We start from the raw sequence: 22872 nt of genomic DNA, 5'->3' as shown, positions 1-22872 counted from the left end.
AGGTTGGAGCACGTCGAACCGGTGCTCTGCGCCTTCCACGAGGTCTACAACTCGTTCGCTCCCGTCGACCCGTCGCTGCCCCTGTCCGGCATGCCCATCGCGGTGAAGCGAGGCGAACGCCGAAGTCATCGGGAAGCGTTGATGGCCCTCGGCTGCGTTCCGATCGGCCTCACCACCACGCCCGACGGCAGCACTCCGCACCAGACGTGGGGCCGCAACTCTCGTGGCGTCACACGCAACCCGTGGAACCTCGACCGCACGCCCGGTGGCTCCTCAGCCGGGTCGGCGGTGGCTGTGGCCGCGGGGATCGTCCCGCTCGCCACGGGTGTCGACGGCGCGGGCTCGATTCGCATCCCGGCCGCGTGGTGCGGCGTGCTGGGACTGAAGACCACGTCGTCGGAGCGGGCCGCGGTCGGCGTCTTCGCCCGCGACCCCGACCTGCTCGCGATCTACACGGGCACGGCGGAGGTCAGCTCCCCCACCGCTGTCTGGTCCACCGACCTGGGTTTCGCCACCGTGGACGACGAACAGGCCGAGATCGCCTGGCGAGCCGCGCAAGCGTTGCGGCCACGGCGAGTCGATCTGGTCCTCGAGGATCCCGCCGAGGACTGGTTCGCGAACCGCTGCGGCCCCAACCCAGTTCTGGACGAGCTGTTCGAGTCCACCGACCTGCTGCTCACCCCGACGACGCCCGGCCCGCCGCACGGCCACGACGGGCCGGGCGAGCGCGTCAACACGTCGCTGACCTGGGCGTTCAACCTCAGCGGGCACCCGGCGATCAGCATCCCGGCAGGCTTCGACTCAGCAGGCCTGCCGGTCGGCCTCCAAGCCGTGGCGAGGCACGGCCGGGAAGCGGACCTGATCGCCGCCGCCCGAGCCGTGCTGGCCGCCAATCGGGTGGTTTGAGCCCAATCCACCTCGCCCGCCGCGCCGGGTGAGGTCTCCTCCCGAGATGGCGCGACGAATCGGCGGTCCAGGCGGCGGGTCGGACCGCGGCGGAGGCAAGGCAGGCGCGGTGGTCGCCGCCGGAGTGCTCGCGGTGTCAGCCGCCGCGGGTGGCGGAGGCCTGTCGCTGGGCGGTGGCGGTGCGCCGACGGTCGACTCCATCAGCCCGAACCTCACGAAAGCGAAGTCCGAGGGCAGGAAGTCCGCCAGGAAAGGCGACGCGGACGGCGCCTGGCGTCAGCTGAACATGCGCACGTTGAAGCGCACGGCCAAACCCGCGCTGGAATGTCTGTCGCACTCGTTCGGCCAGGTGCGGGACCACTTCGCGCGCCACCCGTGCCGCTCGCTCGACCGCACGCTGTTCGCGATCGGCGACGAGCGGGGCAACGTCGCGGTGGTGTCCGTGGCGTGGGTCGGCTTCCGGAACCGCACTGACGCCGGCGAGTTCAAGAAGCTGATCGACGTGCACGGCACCGGCGACATCACGCCGCTCGCCACACCGCTGCTCGACCTGGCGGACATCCGCTTCACCGGCACGCACTACCAGTCCAGGCCGGACGGCAGCACGGTCGTGATCGCCGAGGCCGAGACCGCGGCAGGCCACGTCGACGCCGAAGTCCTCGACGTGGCGGCCGACCTGGCGAGCTGGCTGCCGCGTTAGGCCGCGACCGCTCGCACCGAACGCAACGCCGACGCCCACGACACCAGCTCGTCGAGCATCGCGTTGAGCTCCTCTTCCTGCTGCAGCCCCGATTGCAGCTCGCCGCGCCCCAACGCCACCTGAGTGCGCACGGTCGCCACCTTCAGCTCCGCCAGCACCAACCTCAACTGCTCGACCGCCCGCAGGCCGCCGTGTCCGCCGAGGCCCACGAACCCGGCCGCCTTGTCGTTCCACTCCGCGTACAGGTAGTCCAACGCGTTCTTCAGCGCGGCCGAGAACGAGTGGTTGTACTCGGGCGTCACGAACACGAAGCCGTCGTACGACGCGATGGTCGACGCCCACGAGCGTGTGTGTACGTGGGCGTACTCGCCGAAGATCGCCGGCACTGGCTCGTCCAGCAACGGCAGATCCACCTCTGCCAGGTCGATGAGCTCGAACGATGCGTCCGAGCGCGAGTTGGCGACGTTCACGACCCACTGCGCCACGGCCTCGGAACGACGGCCCGGACGCGTGCTCCCCAAGATCACTGCGATTCGCATGCCAGCCAAAGTACAACGCTCGTGGTACTTAGTGCAACGAGCGTTGTACTAAGATCCCGGTATGCGACCGGACAAGCGGCAGGCGATCCTGCGCGGGGCGTTGAGCGTGTTCGCCAGGGACGGCTACTCGCGGGCGAGCATCGACGGCATCGCGAAGGAGGCCGAGGTCTCGACGCGCACGCTGTACAACCACTTCGCGGACAAGGCGGAGCTGTTCCGCGCCGTCATCCAGGCCAGCGCGGACGAGGTGGCGCAGGATCAGATTCAGCTGATCGAGCGACACTTCCACAAGATCACGGACCTGCAGCAGGACCTCGTCGAGTTCGGCAGGGCCATGGGCGCGCAGCAGGGGCACGCGGAGCACTTCGCGCTGGTCAGGCAGATCAACGCCGAGCTGACCCACATCCCCGCCGAAGCCGTCGAGGCGTGGCTGGACAGGGGGCCGCGCAAGGTCAGGAAGGCCCTCGCGGACGAGCTCGGCGAACTCGGCTTCAAAGACCCGGCTCGGGCCGCGATTCACCTGCTGCTGCTCACGCTCACGGGCGACCCGGCGGTCAGGGGCTCGCGCCCTTCGGACGACGACATCGCCGCGGGCGTGCAAGTCTTTCTTCACGGACACGATGTCGAGAACCCCGCAACGGCTGCGACATGAGGTCATGGACACGCGCATCGACGACTACATCGCCGGACTGCCCGAGTGGCAGCAGGAGATCTGCAACGAGGTCCGCAGGCTCGTCCACGAGGCCGACCCGGACGTCGAGGAGACGATCAAGCGGACGAACCGACCGTACTTCGTGCTGGACGGCAACATCTGCGCGTTGCTCGGCACCAAGGACCACGTGAACGTCATGCTCTACGACAAGGCGATCGTGCCGGACCCGCACAACATCATCACGAGCGGCCACGAGAACAAGACCGCCCGCATGATCTCCGTGTACCGCGACCAGCCGATCAACGCGCCCGCGCTCGTCGAGATGTTCCGTCACATCATCGCCAACAACCGCCGGCGGAAGAGTGTCGGACCCCGTCGGTAGCCTCATGACGCATGGAGGTCGAGATCTACACCGACGGCGCCTGCAGCCCCAATCCCGGTCCTGGAGGCTGGGGTGCGGTGCTGCGCTACGGCGAGCATGAGAAGGACATGTACGGCGGTGACATCGGCCCGACGACGAACAACCGCATGGAACTGATGGCGCCCATCGTGGCGTTGGAGAGCCTCACGCGTCCGTCCACCGTGAATCTCTACACGGACAGCACGTACGTCCGAAACGGCATCACCTCGTGGGTCCACGGGTGGAAGGCGAACGGCTGGCTCACGAAGGCACGTGAGCCCGTCAAGAACGCCGACCTGTGGCGCCGCCTGGAAGAGGCCGCCAACAGGCACCAGGTCGAGTGGCACTGGGTCAAGGGCCATGCGGGCCACCCGGAGAACGAGCGCGCGGACAGGCTGGCCGTGCGCGGTGTGGAGGAGGTGACGGGGCGAGAAGTCACGCAGCCCCAAGCAAAACCGAAGAAGCCCGCGAAGGCGAAACCACCGCGCGAGCTCAGCGGCGAACCGTGCGGCGCGCCCACGAAGAAGGGCACGCCGTGTCCGATCACCGCTGGTGCCAACGGACTGTGTCACGTGCACGACCCGGCGTTGCAGTGCGGTGCCCTCACGAAGAAGGGCACGCCCTGCACCATCGCGACCGGCGGCGGCCGGTGCGACTACCACCAGGACTCGCTCGAGCTGTTCACGTAGCAGCGAGAGAAGCCAGCAACCGCAACGCGTCCTCGGACGGACTGCCTGGCGCGGCCACATAGGTCACCAGGACCTGCCCCGCGTCTGAGGTCAACGGTTCCGCCGCGAGTTCCAGCGGTCCGAGCTGCGGGTGGTTCATGCGCTTGAACATGGCTGCCCGCTCGCGCACCGGGTGTTCCGCCCACAACGTGCGGAACAGCGCCGACGCCGATGACATCTCGTCCACCAGCGCGAGCAGCGCCGGGTCTTCGGGATGGACGCCGTAGTCCGCGCGCAGGTAGCCCACGTTCTCCCGCGCGCAGTCCATCCAGCCGACGAAGAGCTCCTGCGCGGCCGGGTCGGTGAACATGTAGCGCACCATGTTGGGCTGCTCGCGGAAGTCCGTGACGAGCGCCGCGGCGAGCGGGTTCCACGGCAGCACGTCGAGCCGCCGCCCGAGAACCATCGCGGGCACGCCGTGCAGCGCGTCGAGCAACCACCTCAACGCGGGCCGCACCTCCTCCGACGGCGCCTCCATCCGCGTGGGCCGCGCCAGCCGGTACAGGTGCGCGCGCTCAGCGGTGTCCAGGCCGAGCGCCGCGGCCAACGCGTCCAGGATCGAGTCGGACGCGTTGGAAGCACGCCCCTGCTCCATGCGCGTGTAGTAGTCGACGCTGATCCCGGCCAGCTGCGCCAGCTCCTCGCGGCGCAGCCCCGGAACGCGCCGCCGCGTCGCCCGCTCAGGCGGGTCCAGTGCCGCCCGCCGTGCCCTCAGGAACTCCCCCAACTCGCTCACGGACCCCATCATGCCGGGATCGCTCCGACCAGGCCGCCGTCCACCACGAAGTCCTGCCCAGTCACGTACGCCGCACGCTCGGACAGCAGGAACGCCACGACGTGCGCCACGTCCTCCGGCTCGCCCAACCTTCCCATCGCGACCTGCCGGCGGAACGGCTCGTCGTCGTCGACGTTCTCGCGGAACATGTCCGTCGCGATGTAGCCGGGGCTCACCGTGTTGACCCGGACGTGCGGCATCTCGGCCGTGAGCGTCCGCGCCAGGCTGTGCACCGCCGCCTTGCTCGCCGTGTACAGCGATGCGCCGGGGAATCCCCGATGCACCGTCCACGACGCGTTGAGCACCACCGACGCGCCCGGCTTCAACCGCGCCCGCTGCACCGTGAAGTAGACGCCCTTGAAGTTCGTGGCCAGCACGCGGTCCACGTCCTCCTCGGTGACCTTCCCGAACTCGGTGAACACCCCGACCCCGGCGTTCGCGAAGACCCCGTCGACCTCCCCGACCGCCTCCATCAACGCCTCGACGTCGGCCACCTTCGACACGTCCGCGACGACCGTCTCGACGCCGATCTCCTTGCGTGCCAACGCCAACCGTTCCGCATTCCGCCCGGCCACGACGACCCGCGCGCCCTCCTCTACCAGCACCCGCGCCGTCGCCAGGCCGATGCCACTACCGCCACCCGTGATCAGAAACGTCTTCATGGCTCCCAGCCTGCGAGCCTGGCCATCGGACAACCAGACCCGCTGTTTCCTGGGTCTGCCAAGACCAGGCTGAGCCCCGCGAACCGGCGTAGCGTCCTCGCCATGCTCCCCGAATCCGCCAGGCCGGTGCTGGAGTCCAACGCGCTGGGCCACCTCGTGACGCTAGGCAGCGACGGCGCACCTCAGGTGACCATCGTGTGGGTGGGCCTGGACGGCGACGAGATCGTCTCCGGCCACCTCTCCCAGCACCAGAAGGTCCGCAACATCCGCAACGACGGCCGCGTGGTGCTGTCGGTCGAGACCCCGAACATCAACGAGTACGGCCTGCAGGAGTACCTCGTCGTCTACGGCACCGCGCGCATCACCGAGGGCGGGGCGCCGGAGCTGCTCCAGCGCCTCGCGCACACCTACCTCGGCCCGGACGTGAAGTTCCCGCCGATGGACAACCCGCCTCCCGGCTTCGTCACGCGGATCAAGGTCGACCGGGTGGCGGGCGTCGGCCCCTGGGCGTCCTAGAGCTCATAGCAGGAGTGGACTGCGGGCTGGCCCGTGTAGTTGGGGCCGGCCTTGTCGTCAGCGCCCAGATAGGTGAACGGCAGCTGCGGCTGTCCCTCGCCGGTGAAGCTGATGCGACGGTTGCGGTTGTCGTAGACGAACCCGTTGTCCCGCAAGGCTTTGGTCAGTGCGCGACCGAACGGGGTGCCGTCGGCACGACGCACGCCGGCAACGTCGAAGTTCGCCACCAACCGGCCGCCCGGTGCGAGCCAGGAAGCGGCGCGCTCCAGCAGCCCCAGTTTGTCGCCCACGTAGTGCAGACCGTGCACACACGTCACGAGATCAACGAGTGCATCCGGCTCCCACTCGTCGACCGGCGCGACGACGAAGCTCAGCCCCGGACGAGCCGCGACGTGATGATCGACGAGATCGACCCCGATGATCGTCACGTCCTCCCGCGCCGCCTCGGCCAGGGCCTTCCCGGTGCCGCAGCAGAGGTCCACCCAGCGCATGCCGGACTTCAGGGCGAGCTCGATTCCAAGCTCGCGTGAATAGCTCGCCAGGCCGCGCTCGCGGTTCATCGCGCAGTTGGCGACGACCGAAGAACGCCACAACGCCTCATCGTCGAGCAGGCTCACCAGAACACCTTGGCCAGGCGCGCCATGCCCTCGGCGATCTCCGCGGGTGTGTTGGTGGTGAAGGACATCCGGAACGTCGCGTGGTCCGGCGTGGTCGCGAAGAACGGCGCACCCGGCACGAAACCGACGTCGTGCGTGAGCGCTTCCTTCAGCAGCTCAGCGCTGTTCACCTCACCGGGCAGGCGCAGCCACATGAACATGCCGCCGTCCGGATCGGTCCACGTGGTGCCGTCGGGCACCGTCGCGGGCAGCGCGGCGATCATCGCGTCGCGGCGTTCCCCATAGGCCACGCAAAGCCGGGCCACGTGCGCGTCGAGGTCGTTGTGCGTCAGGTAGGCCGCGCAGGCAGCTTGGTCCACAGTGGACGTGTGCAGGTCGGCCGCCTGCTTCACGATCGTCAGGGTGCGGAGCATCGAAGCGGGCGCGCGCAGCCAGCCGAGGCGCATGCCGGGCGCGCCGATCTTCGAGAAGCTGCCCAGGTAGATGGTTCGATCACTGATGGATGCGAGTGGTGCGACGGGATCTCCCCGGTAGCGCAGTTCGCTGTACGGGTCGTCCTCGACGACCCAGAAGTCGTGTTCCGAAGCGAGCGCGGCGATCTCCGCGCGGCGCGAGGCGGACAGCGTGCGGCCGGTCGGGTTCGCGAACGTCGGCACCAGGTAGAGCACGGACGGCCGGGAAGAGGCCACAACGGACCGCAGCGACTCGACGTCCAGGCCGTCTTCGTCGGAAGCAACCGGGACGATGCGGGCTCCCGCCATCTGGAAACACTGCAGCGCGGCCAGATACGTCGGTTCCTCCACGGCGACGACGGCGCCCGGTTCGAGCAGGGCGGTCGCGACCAGGGCCAGCGCCTGCTGCGAGCCCGTGGTGACCAGCACGTCCGAAGTGGGCAGTCCGCGGGCGGTCAGGCGTTCGGCGACGAGCGCGCGCAGGGCCGGATTTCCTTCTGTGGGGGCATATTGCAGCACTGAGCGGTCTCGCAGGGTGAGGTCGTAGGCGGCGCGCAGACCGTCCTGGTCGAACAGTTCGGGCGCGGGTAGTCCACCTGCGAAGGAAATCACCTCGGGACGCGAGGTGAGCGCGAGCAGATCGCGCACCGGGGAGCTGGCCACGGGGAGGGTGCGGTGCATGAACTTCACGTTAACCGGCACCGGTTCCAGTCGGATGCGGATTTTCTGTCAGTGCTCATGACTAGCGTGAAGGGCATGGACATCGAGACACGCGCAGAGCAGCCGTACGCCGCGGTCAGGGCCACGGTGACGCTCGAGACGTTCGCCAAGATCGCCCACCGCTTTCCCGAGGTCATGCAGTGGCTGGCCGATCGCGAGTTACCGATCACCGGAGCGCCGTTCTTCCGCTACTTACGCGTGTCGGGCGACGAGTTCGAGGTCGAGGCCGGCATCCCGACCATCGCCGAGGTGCCCGGCGAGGGCGAGGTGTTCACCGCGACGCTGCCCGCCGGCCAGTACGCGGTGGCGGTGCACGAGGGCAGCCCGGACGGTCTCGCCGCCGTCACCGACGAGCTGCTCGCCCACACCGTGCGCTTCGACCGCGACGGCGACAGGTGGGGCGCCCGCCTCGAGACCTACTTCACCGACCCCGCCGTGGAGCCCGACTCGAGCAAGTGGACGACGGAGGTGGCCATCAGGCTCGCGGGCTGAGTCGCGCGTATATGCCGAGTGGGCTATATTGCTGGCATGGCATCTACATTCGCCGTGCTGGCCGACCAGAGTCGCCGGGAGATCCTCGACCTGCTGCGTGAACGCGAGCGGCCGGTCGGCGATCTCGTCGACCGGCTGACCCTCACCCAGCCGACCGTCTCGAAACACCTCAAGGTGCTGCGCGAGGCCGGTCTCGTCGAGGTGCGCACCGACGCCCAACGGCGCTGGTACCGACTCGCCCCCGGCCCGCTGGCGGAGATCGACGCCTGGCTCGCGCCCTACCGGCGGATGTGGGAGAAGAGCCTGGACGCACTCGAACGCCGCCTCGACGAGATCGAAGGGGACTGACCCGTGGACGCCGAACTGCAGATGATCGAGGGCAAGCCCGTCCTGCGCTTCGAGCGCAGGCTGCGGCACTCGCCGGAGAAGGTCTGGCGCGTGGTCACGGAACCCGCCGAGATGAAGCACTGGTTCCCGGCCGAGGTCACGATCGACGGCAGGAAGATGAGCTTCACCTTCCCGTCGGAAGCACCGGTCGACGCCGACGGCGGCGAGGGCGAGCTGCTCGAGTCCGACCCGCCGAAGGTCTTCGCCTTCCGCTGGCTGAACGACGTGCTGCGCTTCGAGATCCTCCCGCGCGAGGACGGCTGCCTGCTCGTCTTCACCGCCGTGGTCACCAACAGGCTCTCCGTGGGCCGCGACGCCCCTGGCTGGACCACCTGCCTCGACGCCCTGGTCGCCCACGCCGACGGCACGAGGTTCGAGCCACCGACGGACTGGCTGCCGCGCATCGAGCACTACATCGCCAAGTTCGGCCTGGACGAGGGCACTGACGAGGCCGCGGGCATCACGTTCGTCCGCGACCTGGTCTGGAAGCCGCTCGACGAGGTCTGGAACCTGCTCACCGAAGGCACCGAAGACGCGGTCCCGGTCCGCGCCGCCCACCCCTGCCTCACCCCGGGCAAGCTCACGAAGGTCGAAGCACCCCGCCTGCTGGAGTTCGAATGGCTCCAGGACGGCACCCCGAAAGGCTTGGTGCGCTGGGAGTTCGACCACGTCCCGCTGCAGGGCACCACGGTCACGCTGACCCAGGAGAACGCCCACGGCCCCGAAGCCCTGGCGGCGTGGCACGTGCACCTCGAACTGTTCTTCGCCGCGACGCAGGGCGAGATCCGCTGTCCGTGGCCGGCCGAACGAGAGGAGGAACTGGCCAAGCGCTACGCCGAGCGCTCCTGACCTTGCCCGAGAGCGACGACGCTGCGCACCAGTTGCTCCACGCCTCCGCGAGTCAGCGGGTCGAACGTGTGCAGCACCCTCTGCCGCAGCACCCATGGCAACGAGTTCACCGCCATGCCCGGAGGAACCACGGGAAGCACCGGACATCGGCTCGCACCGCCGTGGTCGTAGATCTTCTGACGCACGAGCCCCGCCTCGTACCGAACACCCAGATGGTCCGTGCAGTCGTTGGTCGACAACGCTTTCACGTAGTCCTCCGTGACGATGACCAACACCGCCCTGTCGCGAATGGAGGTCTCGATCCACGCCGGAATGGACAGCGGGAGGATGCGTTCGAGGTCGCCGTCCCAGAGCACGTCAACGCCACACGCGTGCATCGCGTCCACCACCGCGGACGCGACAAAGCCCCCGTCGCTGTTGCTGTAACTGACAAACGCGGGCATGGCACCGGTGGTGATCTCCAGGGCGTCGCTCACGGCGCACCTCCTGTTCTGCCAGGCGACAACCGTACGGACTGCTGTTCGAGTTGGTCGAACAACCTCCTGCAAGCCCGAAGCAAATGGCACCGGAAAACGGGCCATAGGTCACTCAAAAGTCACCCGAACGACGTAAAGAACAGCCTGCCGACAGCGCCGATGTCCTGGGCACGAGGTGAACACAGTTCCCCTCAATCTGCACGCGGCCGTCCGGTGACAACGGCCGCGTCAAAGGGGATTCACTCGTGCTGCACCCGATCCACCAGGCAGGCCCAGTCCGGCGCCGCCCGCCTCCCGAGCCGACGAGCCGCCCGGTGTTCGTGCTCCAGCACGGCCAGCCGCCGGTCACGAGGATCCGGCGCGAGATCCTCCAGCCGCAGCACATCTCCCGGCGTCAACCGGAAGCTGACCAGCTTGGTGGAGTCGAGACGGGCGAGAGTCCACCAGCACACGGCCGCCGCGTACTCGCACCCGAGCGCGCGGAACTTCGACTCGGCGGACACCAGATCCTGCATCGCCTCCGACCGGTCGCGCGTGGCGAGCAGCAGGTCGGCACGCACCTGCAGCGAGCGGGCGACGACCTCCGGATAGTCGGCGAGAGAAATGACGTCCCCGACGTACTCCTTGCCCTCGTTGTACTTCCTGGCCGCGAGGCACAGCCTGGCCTGCAGCACGGTGAGCCACTGGTACGGCTCGGTGCCCGGCGTCAGCAGTCCCTCGGCGGCTTGGGCGCGTTTCCACGCGGCGGTGAGTTCCGAGCGGTCACGCGTCATCTCGTATCGCAGCAGCTGCCGTTCCGCCTGGAGCGAGGCGCACACCCCGACCTCCTCGCTCGTCGGACCGGAGATGGAGCGGAACAGAGTTGTGGCCAGGATCAGAAGGTGCTCGCAGTTGCGCAGGTAGAACTCCCGGTCGTACGGGAGTGCTTCCATCGCCATGTGCAGCAGGACGCGTGCGTGCGCGCGTTGGCCGCGTGCCGCCGTGTACAGGTCGCGGTACTTCTTCGCGATCTGCGCACCCTCCTCGGCCACGGACGCCGCCTGGCTCAAACGGTGCTCCCGCAACAGGTGCCAGGACTGCCCGGAGACCAGCACCTTGGCCTTCAGGGCTCCTTCGCCCTTCAACGGCAACGTTGACGAGAGCGTTTTCAGGCACACGTCGGACAGCCGGCTGACGAGCCACACGTCCCCGTGCGCCTTGGCCACGCCGACGACCGAGTCGAACGCCCTGGCGAGCTCCAGGTCGCCCTCGCCCTGCTCCACCAGTTCGCGCGCCAGCTGGTAGGCCTGCGCGGAGGACGGCGGGCAGGCTTCGAGGCCGGCCAGCATCATCCGGGTCTGGTACACCCCTTCGGGTTCCCCGCGCATCACACCACCCACCTCCAGCGCACCGAGACTTCGCACCAGCTCCTCCTCACCGTTGCGGCTGCCCGGGTCGAACCGGTGGATCACCAGCTGCTGCAGCACGGACGGCAACGCGTTGGCGTCGACTCCCGGCGGCACGACCGGCAGCACCGCGCACCCGTGCGCGCCACCGTGGTGGTAGATCTTGTGCCGCACCAGGCCTGCTTCGTAGCGCACTCCCCGTCGCTCCACGAAGTCGTTGGACAGCAACGCTTTCAGGTAGTCGTCGGACACAATCACGAGCACTGTCCGGTCGCGGACCGCGGTCTCCATCCAGGCCGGAATGGACAGCGGGTGGATGATGGTGAGATCACCGTCCCACAGCACGTCGAAACCCCGTGCCCGCAACGCTTCCACCACCGCCGACGCGGTGGGGCCTCCATCGCTACTGCTGTAGCTAACGAATATGGCCACAACAGCGCCCCCTCCAGTCAGGAACCTCAAGGGGCCGAACGCGATCTCTGGTGCCGTTGCACATGGTGCGCCTCCTGCGGGTGTGGTCGCGCACCGATCCGTCTGGACCGGTGCGGCGAGGACCAATCACCCGAACGGGACCTGGATGGCGGCACTCATCTGGGTTCGAACGTCATACGCTGACGGACGGCGACATCGCCTCGCCTCATGGGACTGGGGTTTCGGTTGTGGTTGCCATCGGGCGAGTGGCTGCGCGAACAGCCACCCGCCCGGCCTTGCGCATCAACCTCCTAGCTCCTGCAGTCGTCGGTCGATCACCTTCGACGTCTCGCTGGCCGGCAGCGCGAACTTCTCCAGCTGGTAGAAGTGGTTCAGGTACTCCTGGAGCTCCGGTCCCACCGTCATCAGTTCGTCGCGTCCCGGATGTTCGAGCAGCAACGCGAAGTCCTCTTCCCCCTCGGAGAACTCCAGTATCGAGAACGAGCTCTTCATGGCCGGGTGGATGCCCGCGGCGAACGGCAGAACCTGGATGGTCACGTGCGCGAGTGCCGCGATCTCCTTGATCCGCGCCAACTGCCGGCGCAGCACGTCCTCGCTACCGATCACCCGGTGCAGCACCGACTCGTCCAGGACGATGTGAATCTCCGGGCCGTCCGGCTCCAGCACGGACTGGCGGTGCATGCGGATCTCCACACTGCGCGTGGCGACCTCGCCCTTCTGCCCGTACGCCTCGACCAGGACCCGTGCGTAGTCCGGAATCTGCAGCAGTCCGGGGATCACGTTGAGCTGGCTCTGCCGGATCCGGATGGCGGAGGTCTCCAGTTCGAGGAACTTCGCGAACTGCTCGGTGAACGACCCGCGATACCTCTCCATCCACGCCGACCTCGACTGCCGGATCGCCCTGGTCATCCCCACCAGTTCAGCGATGCGCGCGTCGTCCCTCACCCCGTAGTGGAAGAGAAGCGCCTGCACGTCGGTGACGGAGATCTTGTTCTCCCCCTTCTCAATTCTGATCAGTTTCGAAACGGACCAGTCCATCGCTTCCGCGACAGCCTGCTGACTGAGATCGAGTCCGACCCGCGTCTGCTTCAGCTCTGTGAGCAGCCGCTTCTGCAGCACGACGGGACTTTCCTTGCGGGGCAACACCCCTCCTCCCTCAATCTGCTAGGTAGCAGAATGGTAATGGCCAATTGGAGGGGTTCCACAATGCTTGTCCACCAATTGGCCAGGTTTCAGAGGGACAACTACCAGTTGGGGGTTGGCTGATCAAGATCAGCCAACCCCTCAGGTGTCACCCGGTTCAGCGGGATCAGGGACGGACGAAGCTCAGGAACGCCCGCCACGCGCCCAGCGGAACCTCGAACCGCCGGTCCACGACGTCCTTGGAGTCCCTCACCCACACGGCGCGGCCATCGCTGGCGCACTCGACGCAGCTGGCATCACCACCGGTGCTGTGAGAACTGCGTTTCCACGTGAGCTCCGCCGCCATACCAACGAGACTAGGTCCGGCAAGTTGATCGAGACACCGCCAAGGGTGCGCCGTCGGCTGGACAGAAAGGTGTCAGATCAAGGACACGCCAAAAGGCGGAAGTTGTTGCTACGACATGGAATCAGAGCGTCGCGAGACGGTCAACACCCACGCCGCTGACCAACAGCCGCTCCTTGCGGTTGCCGAGAAGCGTCTGCGTCCAGTCGGTGAACCCGCCGTCGCCGATCTCCTCGCCGTGCAGATAAACCTTGTAGCACAAGCCTTTGTAGTACCCGGTCCGCCGCGACGGGTCGGCGGGCAGCGAGCCGCGCACCACCTCGAACCGCGGATCGAGCACCGTCACGCGCACCTCGATGTCGCCGCAGGCCTCGCGCAGCAACGCCATGTGCTCGGCGAAGTGTTGACGTTCAAAGGCGAGCGAGCCGCGATCGCGCCCGGCCGACACCGCCGCGAACAACGTGAAGTGCGCGAACCGCCCCGCGCCGGAGAACTGCTGCGCCCGCACCACGCGTTGCACCGCCGCGAGCCGCACGTCGTCAGCACAATCCTGCCGGCGCACCGCGGCTTCCAACGCCAGCGAGTTGGTCGCGTCCGCCGCGACCTCGGTGCCCCGCGTCGTGGACAGCACGTTGTTCTGGTCCATCTCGGCAACAGCGGAGCACGTCCCCAACGGCACCACCGGCGCGAGCCCCACCAAGGAGAACGACGGCGGCAGCGCTGCGAGCAACCGGTCCTCCGCCGCCCGCAGCACTTCGAACGGCACCGACGACGGTCCCACGAACCGGTCGGAACGGTACTGCCGCAACACATCCGGCCCCGACACCGCACCGGCACGCCGCCGCGTCAGCGCCAGCAACAGGGTCGTGAGGTCGCTGCCGGACAACCGCGCGAGCCGGTCCAGCGCGGCCTCCCCGCCCACCGCCCGCAGCACCCGGCTCAACGCACTCATGCTCACCATGATCCGCGTACCGGCCACCGGTTTTCCGCGGGCACGCGAGTGGATCACCTCGCTACCCTCGAAGGCATGACCGACGCGATGCGGGAGGGCGAGCTCTGGGGCCGCCGGGCCGCGCAACGAGCCGCTCTCGGCGCCAAGATGTCCGTGCCCGCGTGGAAAACCGCGATCGCTCGCACGAACATCAAGCCCGGCAGCACAGTTCTCGACCTGGGCTGCGGCAGCGGCGAGTTCTGCGCCCTGGCAACGGAAGCGGGCGCGCACGCCACCGGCATCGACGCGTCGCACGAGATGATCGAACTGGCCAGGGACACCGCACCCGCCGACGAGTTCCACGTGCGCGCGCTCGGGCCGTTGCCTTGGGAGGACGGCACGTTCGACGTCGTCACGGCGTTCAACGCGCTGTTCTTCGCCGCGGACCCCGAAGCGGCGTTCGCGGAGGCGGTCCGGGTCAGCAACGACCACGTGGTCGTCTGCGACTGGCACCCCGAGATCCCGAGCGACACCATCACCGTCGGGTGGAGCGTGAAGGGTCCCAGCGGGCGAAGGCGTGCGAAGACACCGGAACCGGACGAGAAACTGACGATCGACATTCCCCAGCACTTCCCCGACGAGGCCACGATGCTGCAGGCCTTCCTGAGCACAGGCGGCTACCAGCCGATCATCGAGACCGACGGCGAAGAAAGCGTGGCGGAGAAGATCAGAGCCGCGACCGAACAGTTCCGCACCGCAGAAGGCGGTTATCGGTTCGCGAACACATACCTGATGTCGATCTTCCGCAAGAACCCCAGGAAGTGAATCAGGCGGCGGAGAGCATCTCGTACCCGGCCGTGGTGAGGGCAGCAGGTCCTGAACGGGTGCTGATCAGGCCCGCAGTCCTCAGGCGCAGGCCGGCGAACTGGTCGGCACAGCACAGGCCGTCGACGAGCAGGGCACTTCCGGAGATCTCGCAACGGCCGTCGGCAACGGCTCTGAGAACTGCGCGATCGCGGTGTGTGAGCGATGAGGCGGTCATCTTCTTCTCCTAGCGGTAAAGCGTGTACTTACTAGTACGTCGAAGAAGAAGTGGTCGGTTCGACACGATCCTCAGAGAATTCCGCGCGTACACCCAGAAGACGTACCGCGCGCCCGTGTTCGAAGCGGTCGAGCACGGTCAGCGCGGCCGCCGCGAGATCGTCGGCGGACGACGTCGGCGCAGGTAGCTTCATCAGTCGCACCTTCGTGAAGAAGGGCACGAAGCGCACCTTCACGCCCACCCGCACGACAGGGCGTCCCTCGGCGGCCACGTCCACCGCCACCTGGTGGGCCAGCGCCACGACCTCGCGCCGGATGTCCTCCAGCTCCGTGAGGTCCTGCTGGAACGTCTTCTCGTGCGAGCGGGACTTCGGCACCCAGGGCGTCGCGGACACCACCGTGTCGCCCGCGCCCAGGCCGACGGTCCGGAAGTACGGGCCCATCCGCGGACCGAACCGCGCAGCCAAAGCATCCGGAGACGCCGACGCCAGGTCCGTCACCGTCGCGATGCCGAGCTCGGCCAGCTTGCGCGACGTCTTGACGCCGATCCCCCACAGCGCGGAGGTCGGCCGGTGCCCCATCACCTCGACCCAGTTGTCGCGGGTCAGCTGGAACGTCCCGGCGGGCTTGCCGAACTCGGTCGCGATCTTGGCGCGCAGCTTGTTGTCACCGATGCCCACCGAGCAGTGCAGACCCGTGGACGCCAGCACCGCCGCCTGCAACGACCGGGCCAGCTCGAAGGGGTCGTCGACCGAAGCGCCGACGAACGCCTCGTCCCACCCCATCACCTCGACGACGACCGGGAACGACCGCAGAACCGCCATCACGTCCGCTGAGGCCGCCTCGTACAACCCGTGGTCGGCGGGCAGGAACACGGCGTCGGGCAGCTTCTTGAACGCGGTCCGCAACGGCATCCCGGAGTGCACGCCGAACTCCCGCGCCTCGTACGACGCCGTGGCCACGACCGCGCGCTCCGTCGGGTCGCCGTTGCCGCCCACCACCACGGGCTTCCCGCGCAACGACGGGTCGCGCAACACCTCGACCGCCGCGATGAACTGGTCGAGGTCCACGTGCAGGACCCAGTCCGCCATGCTGGACAGTATGAAACGGTCGGCGGGAATCCTGCTGTTCAGAAGGACCGAGCAGGTCGAGGTGCTGCTGGGACACATGGGCGGCCCGTTCTGGGCCCGCAAGGACGCCGGAGCGTGGTCGGTGCCCAAAGGGGAGTACACCGACGAGGAGACGCCCGAGGAGGCTGCCCGGCGCGAGTTCACCGAGGAACTGGGGCTGCCGGTGCCGGACGGTGAGCTGATCCCGCTCGGCGAGGCCAAGGGCTCCGGCAAGGTCATCACGGTGTGGGCGCTGGAGGCGGACCTCGATCCCGCAACCGTCACGCCGGGCACGTTCGAGATGGAGTGGCCGCCGAAGTCCGGCCAGAAGAAGGAGTTCCCCGAGGTCGACCGCGTCCGGTGGTTCAGCGTGGAAGAGGCGAGCGCGAAGATCGTCTCCGCGCAACGCCCCTTCCTCGAACGACTCACGGCCAGATAGAGGCGACCCACTCCGGGTGGTCGATGAACGGGTTCCGGTTGTGCTGGAACCGCTGGTCGATCAGGTCGTTGCGGTTCTTCTCGAACGCGTCCGGCGGGTCCTGCTCGCTCCACTGCTTAAGGACCGACAGCTTGCCCATGTACGGCGTCCCGCCGGTGCCGACGGTGTCCTTGAGCTCAAGGTTCAGCTGGTCGCCGCTTTCGTAGCGCACGGCCATGTAGAAGAGCATGCGCGCGACGTCGCCCTTCACGGCGTTGCGCGGCTGCCACGAGTCGGAGTCCCAGAAGTTGCCGGGAGCGTTCGCGTAAGCCGAACCGCCGTTGTCGAAGTCGAGGTTGCCGCGGTCGGCGTTCACGCGGACGTCCTCGGGCCGCAGGTGGTGCAGGTCGGTGCCCGCGCCCACGGCGGTGCCGAAGCTGCCGTGTGACTGGGGCCAGACGTGCTCGCGGTTCCAGTCACCCGTGCCGGTGCCGCTCAGCGACTTCGACCGGGAGATGCCGCTGTACAGCAGGATCACGTTGTTGGAGTTGTTCGGGTCCTGGTCTGTGACCTTCAGCGCGTCCGGGACGTCCTGGTAGACGAGCTTGGTCTGGTTCTTGATGATGCCGTTCAACGCCGACTTCAACGCGGCACCGGACTTACCGCAGGCTGTCGCGTAGTAGCCGGTGCACGTCGGAGGCGCTGTCGTCGTTGTCGTTGGCGGTGTTGTTGTCGTGCTGGTCGGTGGAGTCGTGCCGGCGAACGCGAACGCCGTCGTGGAGATCAGACCTGCGTGCGAGAAGTACGCGCTCAACGTGCCCGTCACGTCGATCTGCTTGCCCAGCAGCGACGGGTTCGACTGCATCCCCCACGAGGCGCGGAACGCTGCCGGGATCTGCACGTAGATCATGCTCGACGTGCTGGTGGTGGACGCCGAGTCGGCCAGCGCGAGCGCGTAGTCGTTCGGGTAGTTCGAACGGATGACGGTGTTCGTGGCCGTGGGCTGACCGACGACGTAGCCCCGAACCGTGTTCGTGGACCCGTTCTGCGTGCCGATCGCCTGGGCAACGCTCAAAGGAGCTGCTGCGACAGCGGCGGTCGACCCGTACAGGCCGACCGCCGCTAACAAACCGATGACTAATGCCAGTGGACTCCACCGCGCCATGAGCACTCCCCGATCGCGTGAATGTTGAGCACACGATCGGTTGAGCCGGTCAACGGATGGTTAACGCTTGATCACGGGACCAGGACGACCTTGCCCGTGGTCCTCTTCGACTCGACGAGCTCGTGCGCCTTCGCGGCCTCCGCGAGCGGCACCGCGTGGTCGATCTGCACCTTGAGCTGCGGCAACGCGGCGAGATCGGGACCAGACGCGGACACACCCATGAACAACTCGAAACGGATGCCGAGGTCCACAGCCCTGTCAACGTCAAAACCCGGGTTGCCCGGAATGATCGACACGAGCACGCCGCCGGGCTTCAGCACCTTGGCGGAACGCTCGGCGTAGTCGCCACCGATCGCGTCGAACACGACGTCGACCGGGTCGATCGCGGTGAAGTCCTCGTGCCGGTAGTCGATCACCTCGTCCGCGCCGAGCGAGCGCAGGAAGTCGTGCTTGGCGGCCGACGCCGTGCCGATCACGTACGCACCGCGCGCCTTCGCGATCTGCACCGCCACGTGCCCGACACCACCTGCAGCGGCGTGGATCAGCACGCGCTGACCAGCGGAAATCCCGCCACGGCCGACCAGCGCCTGCCACGCGGTCAATGCCACCATCGGCACCGCGCCGGCCTCCTCGACGGTCAGCCACGACGGCCGGCGCACGACGTCGGCGGCGTTGACCGCGACGTACTCGGCGTAGCCACCGCCCGTGCCCGGGAAGGTCAGCAGGCCGTAGACCTCGTCACCGGCCTGGAACCCCTCGCCGTCCTCCTCGACGGTGCCCGCGATGTCCCAGCCCAGCGTGAACGGCGGCTCACCGAGGATCTTGAACCCACCGCCGCGGACGTAGGTGTCGACCGGGTTCACGCCCGCCGCGCCCACCTTGACCAGCACCTGGCCCGGTCCGGGTACCGGCTTCGCGACCTCCGCGACCTCCAGCACGGACGCGGCCCCGACGGTCTTCTGCGTGATGACTCGCATGATGATGATCCCCTTCGATGTTCTCGATGGGCACCATCTTGCAGTTAGCGCCAACTTCTAGAAAGTAGGCACTTTGAGGTAACTAGCTCTCCCTCAGATACAGATCGCGGAGCAGTGCGATCTCGGCGAGGTGGTGGATCGCCTCCCGGTTGATGTGCAGCACGAGCGTCGCCATCGGTTCCTCGGCGAACGGACCCTCCGCCGGGCCGACAGCCTTCGAGAGGTCAGCCTTGCGCGCGCCGGCCGTCCACGCCTCGTAGGCCTCATCGAGCTGCTTCAGCGCTTCATCGGCGGTCTTCGCGTACTGCCACGTCGTGTAGTCCACCGCGGGACCACCGAAGTGCCAAGCCGTGCGCATGTTGAAGACGGCGATGATGATGTGCGCCATCCGCCAGGCGATCGTGGTGACGGGCTCCGGCGTGGGCTGCGGGTACTCCCAGTCGATCGCACCGTCCGGGTGCACGGTCCACGAGTCCGCGACCGGCCGCCAGAAGTACTCGTCGTCGGTCATCCCGTCGAGCCGCGGCCGCGCCTGAGTCCGCCAGTGCCAGTCCAGCTGGTCTGTCAACTGCTTGTTCCAGTCCATGCCGGGAACGGTAAAACCGTTTGCGGACAACCACTGCCCTGGAAACACTCGCCGGGTGGAGATTCGCACCTCGCGCCCCGAAGACGTGGATCAGGTCGAGAAGCTCATCGTCTCGCGGATGGACCCCAGCGACGGCGTCGACGCACGCCTGCTGATGACCGACCCGGACGCGGGCTGCGAGTGGGTCGCGGTCGCCACCGACGGCGACCGGGTCGTCTCCACCGCCACGCTGATGGACGAGACGGTGACGCTGGCCGGCCTCGACATCCCGGCGGGCCAGGTCGAACAGGTCGCGACGGACGTCGAGTACGAGGGCAAGGGCCTGGTGCGGCAGCTGATGGGCTGGGCGCACGAGAAGTCCGCCGAGCGCGGCCACCTGGTCCAGGTGATGATCGGCATCCCGTACTTCTACCGCCAGTTCGGCTACACGTACTCGATCCCGGTCAAGCAGACCAGGCCACTGACGATGAAGCCAGAACCCGTTGCGGGGCACACGCTCCGGCGCGCGACCGAGGCGGACGTCCCGGTGCTCGACGCGCTCCAGGACAACGCTCAGCAGGACGTCGACCTGCGCATGGCCCACACGGTCCAGTGCTGGCGCTGGCTGATCAACCGCACCGGCACCACCACGTGGGTCGTCGAGCGCGACGGCGCCGTGGTCGCCACCGGCCGCAGCACACCGCCGGAAGAGGGCGACGTCGTTCTCGGCGAGATCGCCGGTGACGACGAGGCCGTCAAGGCGTTGGTGCAGCTGGTGAATCCGGACCAGGTCGCGGAACGGCTGCCGGTGCTGGAGGAGTACCTGGATGCCCGGCGCCCAGGCCTGGAGCAGTACCTGGTGCGCATCCCGGACGTGCCGAGGCTGTTCGAGCACCTGCGCCCGGTGTTCACGAAACGGTTGCAGGGCCAGGAACCCGCCGACGTGCTCCTCGGCTTCTACCGCACGCACGTCCGCTTCCGCTGGGACGGCAACGAGATCGGCCCGTACGAGTGGGGCGGCACGATGATGGCCCCCGGCGACCAGGGCGGGGCGGGAGTCGCCCCGGACCTCCTCGCCCCGCTGCTGTTCGGCCCGCACGGCATCGACGGGCTGCGCCGGTGGTTCAGCGACGTCTACCCCGGCCCCAACTTCGACCTGATGAACGCGCTGTTCCCACCGGTCACCAGCGACCTGCTGACGTTCTACCTGCCCTAAGGCATGCCCCAGAACCGTTTCGTGTTCGGACCGGACGGCGCGATCACCAGCTCCGGCGAGGTGCCGCGCGTCGTGACCACCACGTCGTCGTTGCGCGCCAACGTGATCGTCAACGTACCGTCGGCGTTGGGCTGGAACGGGACAGCAGTGCCGTCGAACTTCCGCACCTCGAACGGCCCCGCGAGGTTGCCGGGATGCAGCCGCAAAGGCTCTCCCGCCAACGACTTCACCCGCACGAACTGAAGACGACCCGCCTTGCGCACCGCGCTGACCAGGAACGCGCCTTCAACACGCACGTCGTGCACGGTCACGCTCGCCCACGCCGCCGGCACCGCGGGGAAGACCCGCACGACGCCGCCCCAGCTCTGCACCAGCATGTCGTGCATGGTCTGCGCGCCGGACAACGGCGTCTCGATGACCGGACCGGACTCCTTGTACATCGTGTTGGGCTGCACGTACTTGTCCAGCAGCGTGACCAGTTGGCCGCGCGCCTTGTCACCGTCGCCCAGCAGCGCGTACATCGACCCTGAACCCGTGAAGGTGTAGCCCTGCAACGCTCCGGTGAAGCTGAGCCACTGCTTCATCGACTTCTGCAACGCGTCCCGGTTCGCCGCGATCGCCGGGTCGAGGGTGTAGAGCGGGTAGAACCACAGCAGGTGCGAGTAGTGCCGGTGCGACTTGGCCATCTTCTGGTCGGCGCCGATCCAGAAGCCCTGCGTCGAGTCCTGCGGCGGCTTCACCAGGTTGTCCATCACGTCACGCCACTTGGCCAGCAACGGATCGTTGAGCCCCAGCCGGGCTTGAGCCCAGATCAACGTCTTGCAACCCCAGTGCAGCAGCGCCAGGTCGTAGTTGCAGTCCTTTGTGGACCCGTACTCCGGCGAGAACGTCTTCGGCAGGTGGTAGACGCCCTTCGAGTCCTTCGTCAGGAAGTGCAAGTGGTAGTTGACCGCGCGGCGCAGCAACGGGAACACCAGGTCGCGCAGTACGGCGTCGTCCATCTGGTGCCGGTAGGTGATGAACGCGTTGTGCAAGGCCCACAACAGGTTCCCGCACTCCGGATCGCCATCGGCGCCGGGCTGGGCGACGCCACCCTTCAGATCCTCCTGCGTGGTGCGGGCGATCCCGGCCGAGTCGGAGCGGTACTGCGACGGCACGTTCGCCACCAGCGCGTCCCGGCTGCGGTCCAGCGAGGCGGTCAGCGAGTCCAGCTCCCAGTGGCCGGTCGCGTTGAGAACCCAGTACTCCAGCTGCACGTTGAGGTTCCACCACGTGCCCGGCCACGGCGTCGGCTCCAGCCACGGCCCGCACGTGCCCAGCACAGGACGGTCGCGGCGAGTCGCACAGGCCAGTTTGTAGAGCTGGATCCAGTAGAAGCTCTCCATCCTGGTGTCGGCCACCGACACGAAGCTCTTGGGGTAGAAGGAGTTCCACCACGAACGGTGCTCCGCGCGCAGCTGGTCGTCAGTCAGCACTGAAGCGCTAGTGAGAGTCGCCGCGGCCACGGAGTCGGCGTTCTTGGCCGGGAACGTGTGCGCGACCGTGGCCAGCAACGTACCGGACCGGACCTGCCACTTCGTCACGGTCTGCCCGCCCGCCACCAGGTCCTGGGTGCAGGTCGTGCCACTCACCTTGGGATCCGGGTTGGTCTTGAGGCCCGAAGGCGCCGGCTTGAAGTCGAGCCGCGGACTGCGAGCCTTGTCCGGCACGAACGTCCACTTCACCCGTTCCGCACCGGACTTCACCGAAGCCGACACCAGCAGCACATCGCGCGAGGCGTGCACGAACGCCCGAATCTCCAGCACACCAACGGAAGTCGTGACGGTCCCCGACACCTCGGCGTTCCACAAGGACAGCCGCAGATCCACGTCGGTGATGTCCCCGGCGGTGTCGAACACGAAGTGGCCGATGGGCAGGCGCGCGTTGCCGAAGTTCGTACCGCCGGTGCCCTGGTGGTCGCGCACGCGGGTGTCGCCGAGCTTGAACGCCAGCCGCTTGCCGATCCGGTACACCGCCGCGCCCAGACCTCCGTTGCCGAGGAACGGACCCTGGTAGAAGGTCGTCGGCACGGACGCCCACACCGGGTCGAGCCCACCCAGGTACGACGCCCAGTCGACCTGGTTCTCCAGGCCCGCAGCCGCTGATGCGACGGAAACTCTCGACAACGCCACGGCACCCGCGGTGCCGGCGAACAGGGTGCGACGGGAGAACAGCACGACGACTCCATCCCTCGAAGAAACCGGAGGCGGCGGCCGATTCATCGGATGTGTAGTCCT

The 22872-nt window shown here is 67.8% G+C and carries 27 protein-coding genes and 2 pseudogenes; 13 read left to right on the top strand and 16 right to left on the bottom strand.

Translation table 11 applies throughout. The features are described from left to right. Window positions 1–138: 138 nt before the first annotated feature. The 3 genes and pseudogenes from AB0M24_RS36205 to AB0M24_RS36195 all read left to right on the top strand — a co-directional run. A pseudogene (locus tag AB0M24_RS36205) lies at window positions 139–420 on the top strand (amidase family protein); the annotation flags it as partial. Between the two features lie 96 nt (window positions 421–516). Beyond that, window positions 517–906, top strand: coding sequence for an amidase family protein (locus tag AB0M24_RS36200; RefSeq protein ID WP_363778036.1), 390 nt, complete (start codon window positions 517–519; stop codon window positions 904–906). A 46-nt stretch (window positions 907–952) separates the two neighbouring features. Further along, window positions 953–1606, top strand: a complete 654-nt coding sequence (locus AB0M24_RS36195; RefSeq protein ID WP_363777984.1) for a hypothetical protein — start codon at window positions 953–955, stop codon at window positions 1604–1606. Here AB0M24_RS36195 and AB0M24_RS36190 read toward each other — a convergent pair. Further along, a complete protein-coding gene (locus AB0M24_RS36190; protein ID WP_363777983.1) occupies window positions 1603–2145 on the bottom strand; it encodes an NADPH-dependent FMN reductase in 543 nt (180 codons plus the stop codon). The genes AB0M24_RS36195 and AB0M24_RS36190 overlap by 4 nt on opposite strands. Window positions 2146–2206: 61 nt before the next feature. Between AB0M24_RS36190 and AB0M24_RS36185 the strand changes: the two genes are divergently transcribed. The 3 genes and pseudogenes from AB0M24_RS36185 to rnhA form a co-directional block, all read left to right on the top strand. Then, entirely contained in the window at window positions 2207–2797 is a 591-nt protein-coding gene (locus AB0M24_RS36185) for a TetR/AcrR family transcriptional regulator (RefSeq protein WP_363777982.1), read from the top strand. 4 nt (window positions 2798–2801) lie between these two features. Beyond that, the gene (locus AB0M24_RS36180) at window positions 2802–3179 is read left to right on the top strand and encodes a DUF1801 domain-containing protein (RefSeq protein WP_363777981.1); all 378 of its coding nucleotides are present in this window, start codon (window positions 2802–2804) and stop codon (window positions 3177–3179) included. 11 nt (window positions 3180–3190) lie between these two features. Next, window positions 3191–3616: pseudogene (rnhA, locus tag AB0M24_RS36175) on the top strand (ribonuclease HI); the annotation flags it as partial. Between the two features lie 262 nt (window positions 3617–3878). On the opposite strand, the gene AB0M24_RS36170 reads toward rnhA, so the two are convergent. Together AB0M24_RS36170 and AB0M24_RS36165 are read right to left on the bottom strand one after the other, a co-directional pair. Beyond that, the gene (locus tag AB0M24_RS36170; protein ID WP_363778035.1) at window positions 3879–4670 is read right to left on the bottom strand and encodes a helix-turn-helix transcriptional regulator; all 792 of its coding nucleotides are present in this window, start codon (window positions 4668–4670) and stop codon (window positions 3879–3881) included. Then, window positions 4670–5362 (bottom strand): SDR family oxidoreductase, encoded by a 693-nt coding sequence (locus tag AB0M24_RS36165; protein WP_363777980.1) that lies wholly within the window; start codon window positions 5360–5362, stop codon window positions 4670–4672. The genes AB0M24_RS36170 and AB0M24_RS36165 overlap by 1 nt, the downstream gene beginning before the upstream one ends. 102 nt (window positions 5363–5464) lie before the next feature. Between AB0M24_RS36165 and AB0M24_RS36160 the strand changes: the two genes are divergently transcribed. Further along, window positions 5465–5878 carry a PPOX class F420-dependent oxidoreductase gene (locus AB0M24_RS36160; protein ID WP_363777979.1) on the top strand — a complete coding sequence of 138 codons (414 nt, stop codon included), beginning with the start codon at window positions 5465–5467 and terminating at the stop codon, window positions 5876–5878. On the opposite strand, the gene AB0M24_RS36155 is transcribed toward AB0M24_RS36160, so the two are convergent. Together AB0M24_RS36155 and AB0M24_RS36150 are read right to left on the bottom strand one after the other, a co-directional pair. Further along, a complete protein-coding gene (locus AB0M24_RS36155; RefSeq protein ID WP_363777978.1) occupies window positions 5875–6495 on the bottom strand; it encodes a class I SAM-dependent methyltransferase in 621 nt (206 codons plus the stop codon). The two genes, AB0M24_RS36160 and AB0M24_RS36155, sit on opposite strands and share 4 nt — an antisense overlap. Further along, window positions 6492–7628, bottom strand: a complete 1137-nt coding sequence (locus AB0M24_RS36150) for a PLP-dependent aminotransferase family protein (RefSeq protein ID WP_363777977.1) — start codon at window positions 7626–7628, stop codon at window positions 6492–6494. The genes AB0M24_RS36155 and AB0M24_RS36150 overlap by 4 nt, the downstream gene beginning before the upstream one ends. 75 nt (window positions 7629–7703) lie before the next feature. Here AB0M24_RS36150 and AB0M24_RS36145 point away from each other — a divergent pair, with 75 nt between their 5' ends. From AB0M24_RS36145 to AB0M24_RS36135, 3 genes are read left to right on the top strand one after another with little or no spacing between them, the layout of a single operon-like run. Further along, on the top strand, window positions 7704–8159 hold the full coding sequence (locus tag AB0M24_RS36145; protein ID WP_363777976.1) for a GyrI-like domain-containing protein: 456 nt from the start codon (window positions 7704–7706) through the stop codon (window positions 8157–8159). Window positions 8160–8195: 36 nt separating this feature from the next. Next, entirely contained in the window at window positions 8196–8507 is a 312-nt protein-coding gene (locus AB0M24_RS36140) for a metalloregulator ArsR/SmtB family transcription factor (protein WP_355555646.1), read from the top strand. Between the two features lie 3 nt (window positions 8508–8510). After that, window positions 8511–9395: an SRPBCC family protein gene (locus AB0M24_RS36135; RefSeq protein ID WP_363777975.1), complete on the top strand. Its 885-nt coding sequence runs from the start codon at window positions 8511–8513 to the stop codon at window positions 9393–9395. Here AB0M24_RS36135 and AB0M24_RS36130 read toward each other — a convergent pair. From AB0M24_RS36130 to AB0M24_RS36110, 5 genes are all read right to left on the bottom strand, one after another. After that, on the bottom strand, window positions 9377–9871 hold the full coding sequence (locus AB0M24_RS36130) for a hypothetical protein (protein ID WP_363777974.1): 495 nt from the start codon (window positions 9869–9871) through the stop codon (window positions 9377–9379). The genes AB0M24_RS36135 and AB0M24_RS36130 overlap by 19 nt on opposite strands. Window positions 9872–10110: 239 nt before the next feature. Continuing rightward, window positions 10111–11688: a toll/interleukin-1 receptor domain-containing protein gene (locus AB0M24_RS36125; RefSeq protein ID WP_363777973.1), complete on the bottom strand. Its 1578-nt coding sequence runs from the start codon at window positions 11686–11688 to the stop codon at window positions 10111–10113. Between the two features lie 282 nt (window positions 11689–11970). After that, on the bottom strand, window positions 11971–12831 hold the full coding sequence (locus AB0M24_RS36120) for a helix-turn-helix transcriptional regulator (RefSeq protein ID WP_363777972.1): 861 nt from the start codon (window positions 12829–12831) through the stop codon (window positions 11971–11973). A 166-nt stretch (window positions 12832–12997) separates the two neighbouring features. After that, a complete protein-coding gene (locus AB0M24_RS36115) occupies window positions 12998–13177 on the bottom strand; it encodes a DUF397 domain-containing protein (protein WP_363777971.1) in 180 nt (59 codons plus the stop codon). A 121-nt stretch (window positions 13178–13298) separates the two neighbouring features. Continuing rightward, entirely contained in the window at window positions 13299–14126 is an 828-nt protein-coding gene (locus AB0M24_RS36110) for a hypothetical protein (protein WP_363777970.1), read from the bottom strand. A gap of 75 nt (window positions 14127–14201) precedes the next feature. On the opposite strand from AB0M24_RS36110, the gene AB0M24_RS36105 reads away from it, so the two are divergent. Beyond that, window positions 14202–14930 (top strand): class I SAM-dependent methyltransferase, encoded by a 729-nt coding sequence (locus tag AB0M24_RS36105; RefSeq protein ID WP_363777969.1) that lies wholly within the window; start codon window positions 14202–14204, stop codon window positions 14928–14930. Window position 14931: 1 nt separating this feature from the next. On the opposite strand, the gene AB0M24_RS36100 is transcribed toward AB0M24_RS36105, so the two are convergent. Together AB0M24_RS36100 and AB0M24_RS36095 are read right to left on the bottom strand one after the other, a co-directional pair. Next, window positions 14932–15147: a hypothetical protein gene (locus AB0M24_RS36100; RefSeq protein ID WP_363777968.1), complete on the bottom strand. Its 216-nt coding sequence runs from the start codon at window positions 15145–15147 to the stop codon at window positions 14932–14934. A 31-nt stretch (window positions 15148–15178) separates the two neighbouring features. Then, on the bottom strand, window positions 15179–16237 hold the full coding sequence (locus AB0M24_RS36095) for a DNA polymerase IV (protein WP_363777967.1): 1059 nt from the start codon (window positions 16235–16237) through the stop codon (window positions 15179–15181). A gap of 10 nt (window positions 16238–16247) precedes the next feature. Here AB0M24_RS36095 and AB0M24_RS36090 point away from each other — a divergent pair, with 10 nt between their 5' ends. Beyond that, complete coding sequence (locus tag AB0M24_RS36090; protein ID WP_363777966.1) at window positions 16248–16694, top strand: NUDIX domain-containing protein; 447 nt, start codon at window positions 16248–16250, stop codon at window positions 16692–16694. Here the strand turns inward: AB0M24_RS36090 and AB0M24_RS36085 are convergent. From AB0M24_RS36085 to AB0M24_RS36075, 3 genes are all read right to left on the bottom strand, one after another. Continuing rightward, the gene (locus AB0M24_RS36085; protein ID WP_363777965.1) at window positions 16681–17748 is read right to left on the bottom strand and encodes an endonuclease; all 1068 of its coding nucleotides are present in this window, start codon (window positions 17746–17748) and stop codon (window positions 16681–16683) included. The genes AB0M24_RS36090 and AB0M24_RS36085 overlap by 14 nt on opposite strands. 161 nt (window positions 17749–17909) lie before the next feature. Continuing rightward, on the bottom strand, window positions 17910–18815 hold the full coding sequence (locus tag AB0M24_RS36080) for an NADP-dependent oxidoreductase (RefSeq protein WP_363777964.1): 906 nt from the start codon (window positions 18813–18815) through the stop codon (window positions 17910–17912). A gap of 82 nt (window positions 18816–18897) precedes the next feature. Further along, on the bottom strand, window positions 18898–19401 hold the full coding sequence (locus tag AB0M24_RS36075) for a DinB family protein (RefSeq protein WP_363777963.1): 504 nt from the start codon (window positions 19399–19401) through the stop codon (window positions 18898–18900). Window positions 19402–19456: 55 nt separating this feature from the next. On the opposite strand from AB0M24_RS36075, the gene AB0M24_RS36070 reads away from it, so the two are divergent. Beyond that, window positions 19457–20596 carry a GNAT family N-acetyltransferase gene (locus AB0M24_RS36070; protein WP_363777962.1) on the top strand — a complete coding sequence of 380 codons (1140 nt, stop codon included), beginning with the start codon at window positions 19457–19459 and terminating at the stop codon, window positions 20594–20596. On the opposite strand, the gene AB0M24_RS36065 is transcribed toward AB0M24_RS36070, so the two are convergent. Continuing rightward, window positions 20593–22812 carry a glycoside hydrolase family 95-like protein gene (locus AB0M24_RS36065; RefSeq protein ID WP_363777961.1) on the bottom strand — a complete coding sequence of 740 codons (2220 nt, stop codon included), beginning with the start codon at window positions 22810–22812 and terminating at the stop codon, window positions 20593–20595. The two genes, AB0M24_RS36070 and AB0M24_RS36065, sit on opposite strands and share 4 nt — an antisense overlap. Window positions 22813–22872: the final 60 nt, after the last annotated feature.

The organism is Lentzea sp. NPDC051838, assembly GCF_040681245.1.
Classification (GTDB): Bacteria; Actinomycetota; Actinomycetes; order Mycobacteriales; family Pseudonocardiaceae; genus Lentzea.
Note: the sequence above shows the minus strand (reverse complement) of the source record. Positions and strands in the feature narration are given on the sequence as shown.